The organism is Nocardia vinacea, assembly GCF_035920345.1.
Classification (GTDB): Bacteria; Actinomycetota; Actinomycetes; order Mycobacteriales; family Mycobacteriaceae; genus Nocardia; species Nocardia vinacea_A.
In genome coordinates this window covers 1,569,766-1,584,895 of sequence record NZ_CP109149.1, presented here as the reverse complement: position 1 = coordinate 1,584,895, position 15,130 = coordinate 1,569,766, and the positions used below count along the sequence as shown (strand labels likewise).

Genomic DNA, 15,130 nt, shown 5'->3' with positions numbered 1-15,130 from the left:
GCGAGTGCAACGCCGAATGTACCGAGAACAGCGGCCCAACGGCTGCACCTGTTGCCGAGTAAACGAAGATGAAACGGACGAGTCACGACCTTGACCTCCACGGATTGTTCGCGGTATGAGTCGACAAGCCAGGCTGAATCCAAATCTCACCGTCGGCAAATCTACAGCGACGCGATGCGGAAAGAGCCGGATGCGCCGAAAATGACACTCCGGGGCGGGATATCGGGTCTCGTAGACCCGCTCGGTAAACTTCCGGCCGTCGGCCCTTCGACGGTAGCGATCGTGTAGATCGCATAGCTCAAATGCGAACTGCCGCTTCGTAACCGGCCGAATTCACAGATGCGGGCACCGCCGAATCATCACGGCTTGACAGCTGTCAGATATCGCGTGCTGTCGAACATTTCCGCCAGTGGCTCCGCGACCGGTGCCATGGGACGGTTGTAGCGTTCGGCCAGTTCCTGCAGGCGCAGGGACGAGGTAGTCCAGCCGTGGGCGGCGAGCAATTCAGCCGGATCGGTGCGTTCGTCGGTGTAGAACAGTGACGCGAGGTCGACCTTGCCGAGCGGAGTGTCTTTCAAGTGTTCCGACTCCTGCTCGGCGATGCGGGCGATATCGATACCTTTGCCGACAGTCTCCGCCGCCACCGTGCTACCGGGCACCGAAAGCTGACTAATCCGTGCGAACAAGGCATCCTGTGCGGCGCCTGGCAGGTATGGCAGCAGCCCCTCCGCCGACCATGCGGTGGGCGAGGTCGGATCGAAGCCCGCCTCGACTAGCGCCGCGGGCCAGTCGCCTCGCAGATCGACGGCCACCTCGCGCCGATCCGATCGGGGCACGGCGCCGGATTCGGTGAGCACCTGACGTTTGAACTCCAGCACTTTGGGCTGGTCGATCTCGAATACAACCGCGCCTGCCGGCCAATCCAGCCGGTAGGCCCTGGCATCCAGCCCGGCAGCCAGAATCACTGCCTGGGTTACTGCGTCCGCCGCCATGGACAGGAAGAATTCGTCGAAGAACCTACTTCGATATCCGATGAATCCAGAGGTGAACGGGATCTGCGCCCACAGCGTCGGATCGTTGATCAGTCGGTTCATATCCGAATCGCCGGATGCCACCACGAACTGGGCGGCGTACTCGTCATGGACGAGGGCATCGGGCCGTTTCGTCTCGATAGCCCGTGCGGCCGCGACGCCGAGCGCGGTCATGCCGACGCCGCTCACAATGTCCCAGGTATCGCCTTCGCTACGCATAATGCTGTCCCCTCGAAGTGTCCTGATTGCCATGGCTGACAAGTCGGAATCCGGGACTACGCTCGAGCGAGGAAGCGGGAGCCCTCTTGTTCGGCGTGGCAAATATGCTGCTGTCGATGGGTAGAGCTGGTTACGAACTTGATCATACGACCGCGTCTCGGGAGCACGGCCACCGCGTGCTACGGGTGGTCGGCAGGGATAGCGAAATCAGCCGGTCGGATACACCGCCAGGCTCATCCCGGCGATGCCGCGAGGCCTGTCGGTCAATGCGGTCGCGATGGCGCGGAACGCTGCCGCAGTGGTCGATTCCGGATCGGTGATCACCATCGGTATGCCCTGATCTCCCGCGGCGCATACGTCGAGGTCGAACGGGATCTGGCCGAGTAGCGGACAATTCACACGGAGGATCGCGGTGAGCTGCTCGCTGACCAGCGCGCCGCCACCGGAGCCGAAGAGCGCCTGCCGAGAACCGTCGGGCCCATCGAACCAGGACATGTTCTCGACCACACCGGCCACCCGCTGTTTCGTTTGGGCCGCGACGGCACCAGCCCGTTCCGCGATACGGGCCGCTGTCTGCTGGGGTGTCGTGACGACGAGCAAGTCTGCCGTCGGCAGCATCTGGGCCAGCGAGATCGCGATATCGCCGGTGCCAGGCGGCAGGTCGACCAGCAGGACGTCGAGATCACCCCAATAGACATCGACGAGGAACTGCCGCAACGCGCGGTGCAGCATCGGACCGCGCCAGACAACCGGCTCGTTGCCCTCGACGAACATACCGATCGAAATGACCTTGATGCCGTGTACGGCGGGTGGCATCAACATTCGGTCCACTGCCGTGGGGCGCGCATCGACACCCATCATGGCGGGAATCGAATGGCCGTGGATATCGGCGTCGAGAATACCGACGCGCAACCCACCTGCCGCCATGGCAGCGGCGAGATTCACAGTGACACTGGATTTTCCGACACCGCCCTTACCCGATACGACGCAGTAGACACGCGTGAGCGAGCCGGGCTGTGCAAAGGGGATCACCGGCTCGTCACCACCGCGAATCCGCCGGCGCAGCGCAGTGCGCTGTTCGTCGGTCATGACACCGAATTCGACTGTCACGGAACTGGTTCCAGGAATCTCGAGCACCGCCTCCCGAATATCTCGGACGATACGCTCGCGCAGTGGACAGGCCGCCACGGTGAGCAGAATTCCGACACTGACGTGATTCGCGGCGTCGATAGCGATCGATGCGACCATATCCAGTTCGGTGATCGGGCGGTGGATTTCGGGATCCTCGACGAGGCTCAATGCCTGCCGAATCCGCTCTTCCGTCAACGGTTGTGTGGCAGTAATCGACATGGATGACCCGGCTTTCTCGAGAAGATGAGATCAGGCGAAGCTGGCGCGCAGCATGTCCGCGCGTTCGACGACCTTGACGCGCTCGCGGCCCTCCGGCTCGCCGAGGGCGCGCTCGTGCGCGTCCAGGCGGTGCCAGCCCTGCCAGGTGGTGAAGGGGATGCCCTTGCCCGTCAAGAACTCGATGACCGCCCCCGGCGCGGGATCCTTTGCGCCCGAGAGCCTCTCGCGGTCATCGAGCAGGCAGGCCACGGTCTCGTTGGCGTCGCCCTTGGTGTGACCGATCAGTCCCACCGGACCGCGCTTGATCCATCCGGTGACATAAACACCGGGCATGAAACGCGCGGCGCCGTCTGCGCCTTCGTCGACCAGCACCCGGCCCGCCTCGTTCGGGACCACACCCGCGTGATCGTCGAACGGCAGCTTCGCGACGCTCTGCGACAGATAGCCGACTGCCCGATACACCGCGCCAACCGGCCAGTCCCGAAAGGCACCGGTGCCCTTGACATTGCCGGTGCCGTCGAGCTGGGTGCGCTCGGTGCGCAGGCCGGCGACCTTGCCGTCCTCGCCGAGGATCTCAGCCGGGGACTCGAAGAAGTGCAGGAAAAGCTTGTGCGGGCGGTTGCCGACGTCGCGGATGGCCCACTGCTCCAGGGTGTTGGAGATCATGTCGACCTGCTTGGAGTGCCGGCGCGCGGCCTCGGAACCCTCGTCGTAGTCGATGTCCTCGGGATCGACGATGACCTCGATGGTCGGCGAATGGTCGAGTTCGCGCAGCTCGAGCGGGGTGAACTTGGCCTGCGCCGGGCCGCGGCGGCCGAAGACGTGCACCTCGATCGCCTTATTGGCCTTCAGGCCGTTGTAGACGTTCGGCGGGATCTCGGTCGGCAGCAGTTCGTCGCCGGTCTTGGCCAGCACGCGTGCCACGTCGAGTGCGACATTGCCGACACCGAGGACCGCGACCTTCTCCGCCTCCAGCGGCCAGGTGCGCGGCACGTCCGGATGACCGTCGTACCAGGAGACGAAGTCCGCGGCGCCGTAGCTGCCGTCCAGGTCGATGCCGGGGATGGGCAGCGCGCGGTCGGCGTTGGCGCCGGTGGAGAAGATCACCGCGTCATAGAACGTGCGCAGATCGTCGAGGGTGATGTCGGTGCCGTAGTCGATATTGCCGAGCAGGCGGACCTGCGGCTTGTCCAGCACCTTGTGCAGAGCGGTGATGATGCCCTTGATGCGCGGATGGTCCGGCGCGACGCCGTAGCGGATCAACCCGAACGGCGCGGGCATGCGCTCGTACAGGTCGATGCTCACCTCGGCATCGGACTTCATCAACGCGTCGGCGGCGTAGATACCGGCCGGTCCCGCGCCCACGATCGCCACGCGCAGTGGGTATTTCGGCACACTCATGACTGATATGCCTCCACGAATGCCGTATCCGCCCCGACCGCACCCAATTTCGCCGCACTGCCCGGCGATCCGAGCGCGATATCGCGCCCCGGCAGCGGTTCGGTGAAAAATCGCTCGTTCTCGGCCACGAACTGCTGTTGCCCGGCAGGGATATCGTCATCGAGGTAGATGGCCTCGACCGGGCATACTGGTTCGCAGGCACCGCAATCCACACATTCGGTCGGATGGATATAGGCCATCCGACCGCCGGTGTAGATGCAGTCGACCGGGCACTCCTCCACACAGGCCCGATCCATGACGTCCACGCAGGCGGCGCCGATTACGAAGGTCATGGCGCCTCCTCAGCCGATGCGGCCGCGAGCTCAGTGTCTTCACCGAGTGCGGCCAGGATTTCGTAGCGGCGCCGCGCGAATTCGGGTTCGAACCGAGCGCCCGGCGCGCGGGGATTATCGATCGTGATGATGCGCTGGATCCGGGCGGGACGAGTGGTCAGCAGGACGATCCGATCCGCGAGCAGCAAAGCCTCGTCGACGTCGTGGGTGACGAACAGGACAGTCGTCTTGTGACGCTGCCACACCGAGATCAGCAACCGTTGCATATCGGCACGGGTCTGCGCATCCAACGCACCGAACGGTTCGTCCATGAGCAGTACGCGCGGTTGTGCGGCCAAGGTGCGGGCCAGCTGCACGCGCTGGCGCATACCACCGGACAGGGCGCCGGGCAGGTGGTCACCGAAGTCGTTGAGCCCCACCTGATTCAACAATTCCAATGCCTCCGGTCGACGCCGACCACGCGGCACCCCACGTAGCCGCAACGCGAATTCGACATTCTTACGAGCGGTGCGCCATGGCAACAGCGCGTCTTCCTGAAAGACCATCGCGCATTGTGCGCCGGTACCCACTGCACCGCCGTCCACTTCGGCGGTGCCACCGATCGGTGTCAGCAATCCGGCCATGGCACGCAGGATGGTTGATTTACCGCATCCCGACGGACCGAGCAGTACCACGATCTCGCCTGGGTCGACATCGAGATCCACTTCGGCAGCGAGGCTTTCGCCGTATGCTATGCGCAGCCGGCGCATCCGGACGGCCGCTCCCGCGCTCATCGCACTGCCCTCGGCAACCAACGGTTGACCCGCCGACCGACCACTTCGACGAGCCAGGCGGTAGCCCAGCCCAGCACTCCGATCGACAGCATTCCGACCACGACCCCCGGATAGTCGAGCAGGCCGTAGGACTGCCAGGTGAAATAACCGATACCGAACTGTCCGGAAATCATTTCGGCACTGATCACGCAGATCCACGCGACGCCCATCGCCACCGAAAGCCCCGAGAAGATGCCGGGTAGCGCACCGGGCAAGGCGATCTGGAACAGGATCACCCAACGTCGCGCGCCGAGCGTGCGAGCGGCTTCTTCCCACACCTTCGGCAGGGCGTGCATGGCATGGATGGTGCTGACCGCTACCGGGAAGAATGCCGCGAAGAAGGTGATGAAGACGATGCCCTGCTCCCCCGTCGGGAACAGCAGAATAGCCAAGGGCACCAACGCGATTGCCGGTATCGGCCGGAATACCTCCAGTATCGGTCGCACCAGCGCGCTGACCATGTATGAGCGACCGATCGCCATACCGACGAGCACACCGCCCACCGTCGCCAGCCCGAAGCCGACCAGAATTCGGCGGATGCTGGAGACGATATTGCTGTAGTAGGAATGGGTGCCCAGCTGAGTTCGGAACGAGTCCAGAACCTCTGCGGGCGTGGGGATCTTGTCGAAGCGCAGCCAGAACACCACCTGGTTCGCCGTGAGCAGATACCACAGCAAAACCAGCGCGCCCAGCGGTACCGCAGTGAGCAGTGCCGTGCGCAGTCGGCCCGGTAGCACTACCCGGACGGGCCGTCCGGTCGATCGGTGGGTGGTCGCCCCCGTTTCGGCAGACGTTGCCGGGATTGCGGCAACCGGTTCGGCGGATACCGTCATATCGAACCTCCTGATCTCATGTCGGATGTCTAGCGGGCCAGTAATGCCGCTGCGTAGTCGATTACGGCTGCGCCCGGATGGCCGCCCGCATAGGCCTGGGCGTCGGCCTTGACCGCGAACGGTTTCAGCCGCTCGTCCGGTGCGGCCGCGGGATCACTCACCCAGGTGGCGGTGGCCGCGAAGATCCGCATCCCCGACGCGGTATCCGGGACATAGCCGACCCGGGCCGAGCCGCCGTGCTGGGCGATCAGGCGAAGCAAGCAGGTCGGGGTCTTGGCCACCGAGGTGGTGTCGGCACCTTCGAACCACACCTCGGAAGCAGTTGCCGCATTGTCGACGGCGCCCCCACAGACCGAGTCGGTACCGGTCAATCTGCTCGGGGCGCTCGTCGAGGCGCGCTGGGTCTCGTAGTCGGATCCATACAGCGCCCGAACGTATTTGTCGTTGACGAACTCGCCGAGATCCAGATCAGCCAGCGCACCCAGCCCCTTCAAGAAGGGCAGCAATTTGCCGAGCGCATCGACCTGCTGGGGCTTGATGGTCGGATCGAAACTCACCAGACCATTGGGGCCGTTGTACAAGTACACGACTTCTGCCGGTATTCCGGTGATCTCGGCGACCCGCGTCGCGGCGGCCAGCGGATTCTGGTTCAGATAATCGGTGGTCTCGCGTTGCGCGGCGAGGAATGCCGCGACGATATCCGGGTTCGCCTCGTCGAATCGCTTATTCGCCACCACCGCGTGGAAGGTCGGAATGTTGGCGCTACCACCGTCATAGAGCAATCTGGCCTTACCGTCGAAGACGAGCTTCTGCGGCCACGGCACGAACTGCGCCAGCGCCGACACCTGATCGCCCTGCAGTGCCGACGCCCCGACGGCCGGGTCCTGGCCGAGCAGTTTCACATCGTCCAGGGTGAGCCCGATGCCGGACAGGCCGGTGGCGAGCATGCCGTGTGCGGCGGAGCCGACGCTGGTCGAAACGACCTTGCCGCGCAGATCCGCCAGGGTCGCCGCAGATGAATCCAACGGAACCACTACCTGATTCAGTGATCCACGCAGGTTGTAGCCGGTGACCGCGATCAATTCTGACTTCACGTCCGCGTGATCGCGCGTCTTCGACCCGTTGACCAGGATCGGGGCATCGCCCATCGACCCGATATCGACCTGGCCCGCCAGCATCTGCGCGGTCAGCGGGGGCCCAGCGGCGAAGTCCTTCCATTCGACCTTGTACGTCACACCTTTCGACTTGCCGAGTTCGGCCAGCTTCGCCTCGAACGTGCCGCGATCACGCAACAGCGTGCCCGCGGTGACGGTATTGATGGTCTTGGATTGATAGCCGATATCGACGGTGATCGTTTTGCCGTCGCTGCCGTAGCCGCAGCCGACGACGACGGTTGCTGCCGTCGCGGCGCCGAGCAGCAGCGCGAGCCGGCCTCGAAAGGTCGTGCGTGGTGTCCTCATCGTGGTGTTCCTTCGCCCGCGATCAGCGCAGCAAGTAGGGGATGTTGACGGTCACGGCACCGACCGGACAGCGGGCCGCGCACGGGCCGCAGTACCAGCACTCGTCGACGTGCATATACGCCTTGCCGGAATCCGGGTGGATCGCGAGCGAATCCAGTGGGCACATATCGACGCACAGGGTGCAGCCGTCGATGCATTTCTGTTCATCGACGGTGACCGGAACGTCGATTCGGGAGTTGACCAGGGCCATCAGATTTCCTTCCGAGAGTTGGCGATGCCGATGCGAGCGAAGGCGCGGACATCGGCATCCGGGTCCTCCAATGCGGATTGCAGGGCGGCGGTGACCTCGGGGCGTTCGGCGATCCGTTCGGCGAGTGCACGCACAGCCGCTTTGCGGACATCGAGGTTGTCGTCGGCGACCGCCGAAATCAGGTGAGGTGCGGCGTAATCGGCGTCGACAACCGCCAGTGCGTTCGCCGCACCCTGGCGGACCTGCCAGGCCGGATCGGTGATCGCGGTCGCGGCGACCGCTGCCGCCTCCGCACTGCATCCGGTTTCGGCCAGCCCGGACAGCGCGGCGGCCCGCACGAGCGGGTCGTCGTCAGCGGCCAGTCCGACGAGCGTCGCCGATCCCCGTGGATCGCCTACCGCGGCAACGCCTTTGGCGACCGCGATGCGCACGAGCGGATCGGGGTCGGCGGCCGCTGCGTCGAGTTCGGCCAGTGCATCCACCGACGTGAGCCCGCTGACCACCGTACGGCGCACCTCGGCATTCGGATCGGCGAGCAAGCCGAACAGTTCGGCGGCGTCGACCCGACGGTGTCGCCACAGTGCGCCGATCGCCGCGGAGCGCACGGCGGGTTCGGCCGCCGATACGCAGCTTCGCAGTGTCGCATCGAATTCCACGCCGGGAACCAGCACCTCGAGCAGTTCGGTGAGCAGACCGATGGCGGCGTGCCGCACGGTGACATCGACATCGGCCAGACCCGCCGCGATCATCGGCGTGGCCGCCGCCCACTCCTCGGTGGTCTCGCTGAGCACCGACAGCGCCGTGCGGCGGACCTCCGGATCCGGATCGACCAGAAATGGTCGAAGTTCAGTGAGCTCGGGACACTCATCGGCCAGATCCATCAACTGGAGCAATCGGACACTCATCGGGCACTCCATGCGCCGACCAACTCCGGTGCTGCCACATCAGGCACACCGTCGGGCCGGACGAATCCGGGTACCGGCACGATGTACGGGGCGACCGGCCGCGTAGTGAACTCCATCGCCCCAGATTCACCGCGGAACAGGTTGAGGTGACAGAACCATTCGGCATCGTCGCGCTCCGGCCGATCGGAGCGCTGATGGTAGAGCCCCCAGCGGCTCTCGGTGCGCCGCAGTGACGCACGCGCAGCCATCTCGGCGCAATCCCGGATGAATGTCACCTCCGCACAACGCATCAGCTCATGCGGGGTGTGCGCGCCCATCCGCTCGATATCGGCGTGCATCCGCTCGAATGCCTCCAGCCCGAGCGTCAGGTAGCGCTGCGTTTTCGGTGGTTGCAGATAGTCGTTCACGAAGCGGCGCAGTTTGTATTCCACCTGCTGCTGCGGCGGACCGTCCGGGTTGGTCAGCGGCCGATAGATCAGTGCGCGCGCGGCCGAGATCTGATCCTCGGGCAGTTCGGGATGTGCCGAGCCGCTGGCATAGTCACTTGCGCTGCGACCGGCGATATCGCCGTAGACGAACGCGCCGATCATGTAGTTGTGCGGGACCAGCGCCATATCGCCTGCCGCGTACAGTCCGGGCACGGTGGTCGCGGCATATTCGTCGACCCAGACCCCGGATGCGGAATGCCCACTGCACAAGCCGATTTCGGAGATGTGCATTTCGATATCCCGCGTCCGATAGTCGGTACCGCGTCCGGCGTGGAAGGTGCCGCGGGTCGGCCGCTCGGTGGTGTGCAGGATCCCCTCGATCTGCTCGATCGTCGCATCCGGCAGATGGCTGAGCTTCAGATAGATCGGCCCTCGAGCGCTGTCGAGTTCCCGCTTGACCTCCGCCATCATCTGCCCGGACCAGTAGTCGCAGTCGACGAACCGGTTGCCATCGGCGTTGACCTGGTAGCCGCCGAACGGATTGGCGACATAGGCGCAGGCCGGACCGTTGTAATCCTTGATCAGCGGGTTGATCTGGAAACATTCGATACCCGACAGTTCCGCGCCCGCGTGGTAGGCCATCGCATAGCCGTCACCGGCGTTCGTCGGATTCTCGTAGGTACCGTAGAGATAACCGCTGGCGGGCAGACCGAGCCGGCCGCACGCCCCGGTGGCCAGGATGACTGCGCCGGCCGAGATCGTCACGAATTCACCTGTGCGCGTATCGAATCCGACCGCGCCGACCGCCCGTCCACCGACGGTCAACACCCGCACCGGCATGACCCGGTTGTTGATCGTCACTTTCGCTCGGACATCGCGGGCGCGCAGCGTGCGATAGAGCACCTTCTTCACATCGCGCCCCTCCGGCATCGGCAGCACATAACTGCCGGACCGGTGCACCTTGCGCACCGCGTATTCGCCGTGCTCATCCTTCTCGAACTTGACCCCGTAGCTCTCCAGCCGCCGCACCATGTCGAAGCCGCGCGTCGCGGTCTGATAGACGGTGCGCTGGTTGACAATTCCGTCATTGGCCACCGTGATATCGGCGACGTAGTCCTCGGGGCTCGCCTTGCCGGGAACGACGGCGTTGTTCACCCCGTCCATTCCCATGGCGAGCGCGCCGGAATGCCGCACATGCGCTTTCTCCAGCAACAGGACATTCGCGCCGTGCTCGGCCGCGGTGAGTGCGGCCATCGTTCCCGCGGTGCCGCCGCCGACGACGAGTACATCGCAGCTCAGCTCCCTGCGCTGCGCAGCCGGTGGGATATCCATTGGCATCGGAGATCAGCCCCTTTCGTTCGGTTCGGTCACACCGCGATTCGGTGTGACCGGAATGCGATGCAGTCGGCCCGACAGCGAGAACCGATCCCCGCGATAGCGGACGTACTCCAGGTCGATGGGCCGACCGGAGTCGGTGTAGGTGAGCCGTTCCAGGAACAGCAGCGGCGAACCCGCGCGGACCTCCAGGAGACCGGCGACTGTCGGATCCGCGGCTACCGCCTCGATCGAAACCGCCGCCGAACCCAGCGGTAGGCCGAGTTCGGCCTCCACCAGACCGAATACATCGGAGCCGGTCAGATCCATCGTCAGCAGCGGCGCGCCGATATCGGCGGTGAGGTAGCTGGCGTCCAACGACAGCGGTGTGCCGTCGAGGTAGCGGATTCGCTCCAACGCGACCACCGGTGTCGCCGGTTCGAGCTCGAGCCGCTCGGCCACGATGGGTGTCGCGGGGACGACCTCCGCCAACAGCACCCGGTTGACGACCCGATCCGTGCCGGTCTCGAAGGTCTCGGCAAGACCACGCAGCCGGTCCAGCCCCTGCACCGCCTTATCGGATACGACGAAGGTGCCCGCCCCGGGAACCCGGTCGACCAGACCCTCATCGCGCAGCAATGCCAGCGCATCACGCACGATATTGCGGCTGGTATCGAAGTCGGCGGCCAATTGCGCCTCCGACGGCAGTGGCCGATTGCCGTAGATACCACTGCGGATACGTGCCCGCAGGATGTCCCGGATCCGGCGAGCCGGCGCCGAGCGCCTACCGGTGCTCGGATCCGGGGCGCCCGCTCTTGCCGGATTTCCCGAATGCGTTCTGCCTGTCATGCGGCAAATGCTGCGAACCGTTCGTTACATGCGACGCTTCCCGCAATTACCGAATGGTTACGCCAGTTATCGGCACCGGCGCAGGGCCGCGACCTGGGTAAATACCCATGACGGCCGGAGTATTACCAGTTGGATGCGCGATGGGCTTCCAGCTCCGCCGCATATTTCACCAAAATCTCGGCGGGGCCCGACGGTGGCAGTTGGTGCCGCCAGATGGCCCGAAACTTTCTGGTCAAGGCCACCGGAGTCGACAAGCGCACCTCGATGAGGGCGCCCGCCGCCAGGGCGGATGCGGCGATCAGCTTGCTCACCACCGCGGGCGCCACACCGCTGCATGCGGCCGCGATGATCGCCACCGCGGAACCGAGTTCGGCGGCGGGCAGCGCCGGCTGGCATTCGGCGCTCAGGATTTCCCAGACGGCTTCCCTGGTGCCCGATCCCGATTCACGCCACAGCAAGGCAGTTGTCGCAAGCTCCCGTAGAGCGACCGGTTTGCGACGGGTCGCCCACGCATGCGTCGGCCCGACGACCACCACCAATTCATCCGCGCCGAGCACCCGGCTGCCGAGGTCACGCGGTTGATGCGGACCCTCGACGAACCCCAGATCGGCTTCGGCACTACGGACCATCGCCTCTACCTGCCGGGTGTTGTCCACCGCAAGGGAAACGGCCACATCCGGGCAGGTAGCTCGTAAGGCATCCAGCCACTGCGGCATCCGATGGTCGGCGATGGTTTTCGAGGCGGCGACTCGCAGCCGGGACACGTCGGCGGCATGTAATGCGATCACCCCATCGACGAATGAACGTGCGGCCTCGAGTACCGGCAGCGCGTGGCCGACCACGACCCGCCCCGCGTCGGTCAGTTCCGAGCCGGTCGGGCCGCGCTCCAGCAGACACAATCGCAGCCTGCGCTCGAGCGCGCTGATCCGCATACTCGCGGCGGGTTGGGTAATGCCGTGCCGACGTGCGGCCGCGCCGAGGCTGCCGAGCTCCGCGACGGAAACCAGCAAATCGAGTACGTCCAGATCGGGCGTTCCGGGCGGCAGGGTCATGAGGTCCGATTATGGGCGGGCGCGCCGCATGCGGCATTCGGAGCGATTCGCTGCCGCCAGCGCATCCGGCCGCTCATCAGCGCTGCTGATGAGCTCCACCCGCACCGACGGCTACCGGCGAAGCAGCTCGCTCACGATCGTGAAGGCGTGACGTCGCTACGCCGAAATCTTCCCGGGATCCTGCTCGCGGCCGTTGTCGCCACTGCGGCGACCATCCTCGGCAACGCGCTGCCAATGGTGGGCGCACCTGTCATCGCACTACTCGGTGGCGCGGCGATCGGCGCGCTGGCGCGCCGATCGGTCGAGGAGGCAGGGATATTCGCGCCCGGCCTGGCACTCACCCGCAAACGCCTGCTCGGCGCCGCGATCGTGTTGCTCGGCCTCGGGCTGCCCTTCGGCTCGGTACTGACAGTTGGACGGCAGACAGCGGTGGTGCTGATCGGAACCATCGTCGTCGGCGCGGTGGCCGCGGTCATCATCGGCAGAATGCTTGCGCTGGAACAGGAATCGGCGATCCTGGTCGCGGTCGGGACGACGATCTGCGGTGCCTCCGCCATCGCCGCCGCCACCGCGGTCATCAAGCCGGATAAGGACCGGGTCGCCTACGCCCTCGGCACGATATTCGTGTTCAATGTCGTTGCCGTACTGCTGTATCCACCGCTGGGACACCTGCTCGGCCTATCCCAGGAGGCATTCGGACTCTGGGCCGGCACCGCCATCAACGACACCTCCTCGGTGCTCGCGGCAGGCGTGATATTCGGCCCTGCGGCAGCGCATTTCGCGGTGATCGTCAAACTCGTCCGCAGCCTGATGATCGTTCCGATGTGTCTCGGCCTACAGCTGGCTCGCCGAAAGGCGGGCGAAACTATGAAAACCCCACTGTGGCGGACCTTCCCGCTGTTCGTCGCCCTCTTCCTGATCGCATCGCTGATCGCCGGGCTCGGTGCGGTGCCCGCATCCTGGTCGGCACCGCTCGGACACCTCAGCGCGTGGCTCATCGCCGCCGTACTCGCCGCCATCGGGACTGCCCTTACCTGGCAACATGTCCGCATCGCCGGACCGCGCCCGCTCCTTTTCGGCGGAGCAATCGCCGTCATCCTGGCCGTGACCAGCCTGGCACTTCAGACCACTACCGGCTGGCGCTGATATTCGCCGCATTCGTCATGACGCATGCCCGGTACCCGTGGCCGACGCACTTTTGTTGCGACATTGCCGAATGCGGAAGGCTTTGTTCCGCGATTGCTGGGATCATCGAGAGATGTTGGAGACTTCGGCACGGTTGTTGCGGTTGTTGTCGTTGCTGCAGATACATCGGGATTGGACCGGGCCGGCGTTGGCTGAGCGGCTCGGGGTTTCGACGCGGACTATTCGTACGGATATCGAGCGGTTGCGCAGGCTCGGGTATCCGGTGGATGCGACGCCAGGGGTTGCGGGTGGGTATCGGCTGGGCGCCGGATCTTCGCTGCCGCCATTGCTTTTGGATGATGAGGAGGCCGTTGCGGTGGCGGTGGGGTTGGCGACCGCGGCCAATGGGGCGGTGACCGGGATCGAGGAGACCTCGGTGCGGGCGCTGGCCAAGCTCGAACAGGTGCTGCCGTCGCGACTGCGACATCGTGTGCGTGCGCTGACCGCCGCCACCGTGCATGTGCCGCATCCGGGTCAGTCGAATGTGGACGCGGGCGTGCTCACCGCCGTCGCCGCGGCGATCCGGGCGAGCGAGCGGCTGCGGTTCGATTACGAAGCCCATTCGGACGCAATCGAGCAACGACCACCGTCGCGGCGCGAGGTGGAACCGCATCGGCTCGCGCATTGGAACGGCCGCTGGTATCTGGTGGCGTGGGATATCGGGCGCGTGGACTGGCGCACCTTTCGTGTCGACCGGATGACGCCGCGGACACCGAACGGTGCGCGCTTCACCCCGCGCAGTGTTCCCGAAACCGAAGTGGCCGAACGGATACAGCGCGGCGTCGGTGCGGCAACATGGCGCTACCGGGCCCGCGTGCGGGTGGCGGCCCCGGCTACCGCCGTGCGTACACGGTTGCCCGCCGCCGTCACGGTCGAACCCGATGGTCCGAACCACTGCGTGATCCAGGTCGGTTCGGACACTCCACATACGTTGACGTTGTATCTCGGACTGCTCGATGCCGATTTCGAAGTCCTGGACGCGCCGGAGCTATCCGCGCACCTGCGCGCAACCGCCGAACGGTTTCGGAAAGCCGCGGGCGACAATTGAAAGCGATGTGTCCTTAATTCCGGTGAGCGGCAACCCGGTCGGGCGAATTCTTCGGAAGGCCCGGCCGGGAGTACCCGTTCGAGACTTAATCAAACAGCTCGATTTACCTGATCACTGATTGGCGCCTGCGATACCGCCGATGATTCCTCCGATGACACAACCGGGAAGGAATCCGACGATAAAGAACAGGAGCCCGATCAGCGCGCCGACAGCGCATCCGATCAATACACCCGCGACCGTGGTTCCCGCGTCACCGATGAACTGCACCGGACCCGATTGCGGTGCCGGTGCGTTGACCGGCGTCAACGTCAATGTCGTTGCCGCGGTATCAACTTCGGGCGTGACCTGCACCTGCTGCCCCGCCACCGTCTGCAGCGTGGTCGGCACGGTGGCGACCACGGAGCCGTCGGGTGCGAGCACCGTGATGCCGGCATCGGGCGTCAGGACGAACTTGCCCGAGGCCAGTGTGATGGTGGCATCGGAGCGGTCCGCCGCCACCGCCGCGGTGTATTGGACGCCGTGATCCACGCCGTTGACAACTGTTTCCGACGACACTTCGGGCGAGCCGTAGGCGGTGGCCGCGGTGATGCCTGTCGCGGCAACGGTCAAAACCGTTGCCGCTACCAACTTTTTGATCTTCATTTTGATTTCCAATCATCCA

Annotated in this window: 13 protein-coding genes and 1 pseudogene; 2 read left to right on the top strand and 12 right to left on the bottom strand. The window is 65.1% G+C overall.

Annotation, left to right across the window (positions count from 1 at the left end):
• Positions 1–359: 359 nt before the first annotated feature.
• From OIE68_RS07545 to OIE68_RS07495, 11 genes and pseudogenes are all read right to left on the bottom strand, one after another.
• Positions 360–1,250 (bottom strand): class I SAM-dependent methyltransferase, encoded by an 891-nt coding sequence (locus OIE68_RS07545; protein WP_327098660.1) that lies wholly within the window; start codon positions 1,248–1,250, stop codon positions 360–362.
• A 207-nt stretch (positions 1,251–1,457) separates the two neighbouring features.
• The gene (locus OIE68_RS07540) at positions 1,458–2,600 is read right to left on the bottom strand and encodes an Mrp/NBP35 family ATP-binding protein (RefSeq protein ID WP_327098659.1); all 1,143 of its coding nucleotides are present in this window, start codon (positions 2,598–2,600) and stop codon (positions 1,458–1,460) included.
• A 30-nt stretch (positions 2,601–2,630) separates the two neighbouring features.
• Positions 2,631–4,001 carry an FAD-dependent oxidoreductase gene (locus tag OIE68_RS07535; protein WP_327098658.1) on the bottom strand — a complete coding sequence of 457 codons (1,371 nt, stop codon included), beginning with the start codon at positions 3,999–4,001 and terminating at the stop codon, positions 2,631–2,633.
• The gene (fdxA, locus tag OIE68_RS07530) at positions 3,998–4,333 is read right to left on the bottom strand and encodes a ferredoxin (protein ID WP_327098657.1); all 336 of its coding nucleotides are present in this window, start codon (positions 4,331–4,333) and stop codon (positions 3,998–4,000) included. The genes OIE68_RS07535 and fdxA overlap by 4 nt, the downstream gene beginning before the upstream one ends.
• The gene (locus OIE68_RS07525; RefSeq protein WP_327098656.1) at positions 4,330–5,106 is read right to left on the bottom strand and encodes an ABC transporter ATP-binding protein; all 777 of its coding nucleotides are present in this window, start codon (positions 5,104–5,106) and stop codon (positions 4,330–4,332) included. The genes fdxA and OIE68_RS07525 overlap by 4 nt, the downstream gene beginning before the upstream one ends.
• Entirely contained in the window at positions 5,103–5,978 is an 876-nt protein-coding gene (locus OIE68_RS07520; RefSeq protein WP_327098655.1) for an ABC transporter permease, read from the bottom strand. Before OIE68_RS07520 ends, OIE68_RS07525 begins: the two co-directional genes overlap by 4 nt.
• Before the next feature lie 29 nt (positions 5,979–6,007).
• Positions 6,008–7,438 (bottom strand): ABC transporter substrate-binding protein, encoded by a 1,431-nt coding sequence (locus OIE68_RS07515; protein WP_327098654.1) that lies wholly within the window; start codon positions 7,436–7,438, stop codon positions 6,008–6,010.
• Between the two features lie 22 nt (positions 7,439–7,460).
• A complete protein-coding gene (locus tag OIE68_RS07510; RefSeq protein WP_327098653.1) occupies positions 7,461–7,688 on the bottom strand; it encodes a 4Fe-4S dicluster domain-containing protein in 228 nt (75 codons plus the stop codon).
• Positions 7,688–10,353 (bottom strand): annotated as a pseudogene (locus OIE68_RS07505) (fumarate reductase/succinate dehydrogenase flavoprotein subunit). The gene OIE68_RS07510 and the pseudogene OIE68_RS07505 overlap by 1 nt, the downstream one beginning before the upstream one ends.
• A 12-nt stretch (positions 10,354–10,365) precedes the next feature.
• A complete protein-coding gene (locus tag OIE68_RS07500) occupies positions 10,366–11,184 on the bottom strand; it encodes a GntR family transcriptional regulator (RefSeq protein WP_327098652.1) in 819 nt (272 codons plus the stop codon).
• Between the two features lie 122 nt (positions 11,185–11,306).
• On the bottom strand, positions 11,307–12,236 hold the full coding sequence (locus OIE68_RS07495) for a LysR substrate-binding domain-containing protein (protein WP_327098651.1): 930 nt from the start codon (positions 12,234–12,236) through the stop codon (positions 11,307–11,309).
• A 147-nt stretch (positions 12,237–12,383) separates the two neighbouring features.
• Here OIE68_RS07495 and OIE68_RS07490 point away from each other — a divergent pair, with 147 nt between their 5' ends.
• The gene (locus OIE68_RS07490) at positions 12,384–13,382 is read left to right on the top strand and encodes a YeiH family protein (protein ID WP_327098650.1); all 999 of its coding nucleotides are present in this window, start codon (positions 12,384–12,386) and stop codon (positions 13,380–13,382) included.
• Positions 13,383–13,494: 112 nt separating this feature from the next.
• Positions 13,495–14,469: a YafY family protein gene (locus OIE68_RS07485; RefSeq protein WP_327098649.1), complete on the top strand. Its 975-nt coding sequence runs from the start codon at positions 13,495–13,497 to the stop codon at positions 14,467–14,469.
• A gap of 111 nt (positions 14,470–14,580) precedes the next feature.
• Here OIE68_RS07485 and OIE68_RS07480 read toward each other — a convergent pair whose 3' ends face one another.
• Positions 14,581–15,111 (bottom strand): hypothetical protein, encoded by a 531-nt coding sequence (locus OIE68_RS07480; protein WP_327098648.1) that lies wholly within the window; start codon positions 15,109–15,111, stop codon positions 14,581–14,583.
• Between the last annotated feature and the right edge of the window lie 19 nt (positions 15,112–15,130).

Coding starts and splice junctions, on each gene's coding strand:
- OIE68_RS07545 (WP_327098660.1), bottom strand. CDS start 1,250: ATGCGTAGCGAAGGCGATACCTGGGACATTGTGAGCGGCGTCGGCATG.
- OIE68_RS07525 (WP_327098656.1), bottom strand. CDS start 5,106: ATGAGCGCGGGAGCGGCCGTCCGGATGCGCCGGCTGCGCATAGCATAC.
- OIE68_RS07485 (WP_327098649.1), top strand. CDS start 13,495: ATGTTGGAGACTTCGGCACGGTTGTTGCGGTTGTTGTCGTTGCTGCAG.
- OIE68_RS07480 (WP_327098648.1), bottom strand. CDS start 15,111: ATGAAGATCAAAAAGTTGGTAGCGGCAACGGTTTTGACCGTTGCCGCG.
- OIE68_RS07535 (WP_327098658.1), bottom strand. CDS start 4,001: ATGAGTGTGCCGAAATACCCACTGCGCGTGGCGATCGTGGGCGCGGGA.
- OIE68_RS07510 (WP_327098653.1), bottom strand. CDS start 7,688: ATGGCCCTGGTCAACTCCCGAATCGACGTTCCGGTCACCGTCGATGAA.
- OIE68_RS07495 (WP_327098651.1), bottom strand. CDS start 12,236: ATGACCCTGCCGCCCGGAACGCCCGATCTGGACGTACTCGATTTGCTG.
- OIE68_RS07500 (WP_327098652.1), bottom strand. CDS start 11,184: ATGACAGGCAGAACGCATTCGGGAAATCCGGCAAGAGCGGGCGCCCCG.
- fdxA (WP_327098657.1), bottom strand. CDS start 4,333: ATGACCTTCGTAATCGGCGCCGCCTGCGTGGACGTCATGGATCGGGCC.
- OIE68_RS07540 (WP_327098659.1), bottom strand. CDS start 2,600: ATGTCGATTACTGCCACACAACCGTTGACGGAAGAGCGGATTCGGCAG.
- OIE68_RS07515 (WP_327098654.1), bottom strand. CDS start 7,438: ATGAGGACACCACGCACGACCTTTCGAGGCCGGCTCGCGCTGCTGCTC.
- OIE68_RS07520 (WP_327098655.1), bottom strand. CDS start 5,978: ATGACGGTATCCGCCGAACCGGTTGCCGCAATCCCGGCAACGTCTGCC.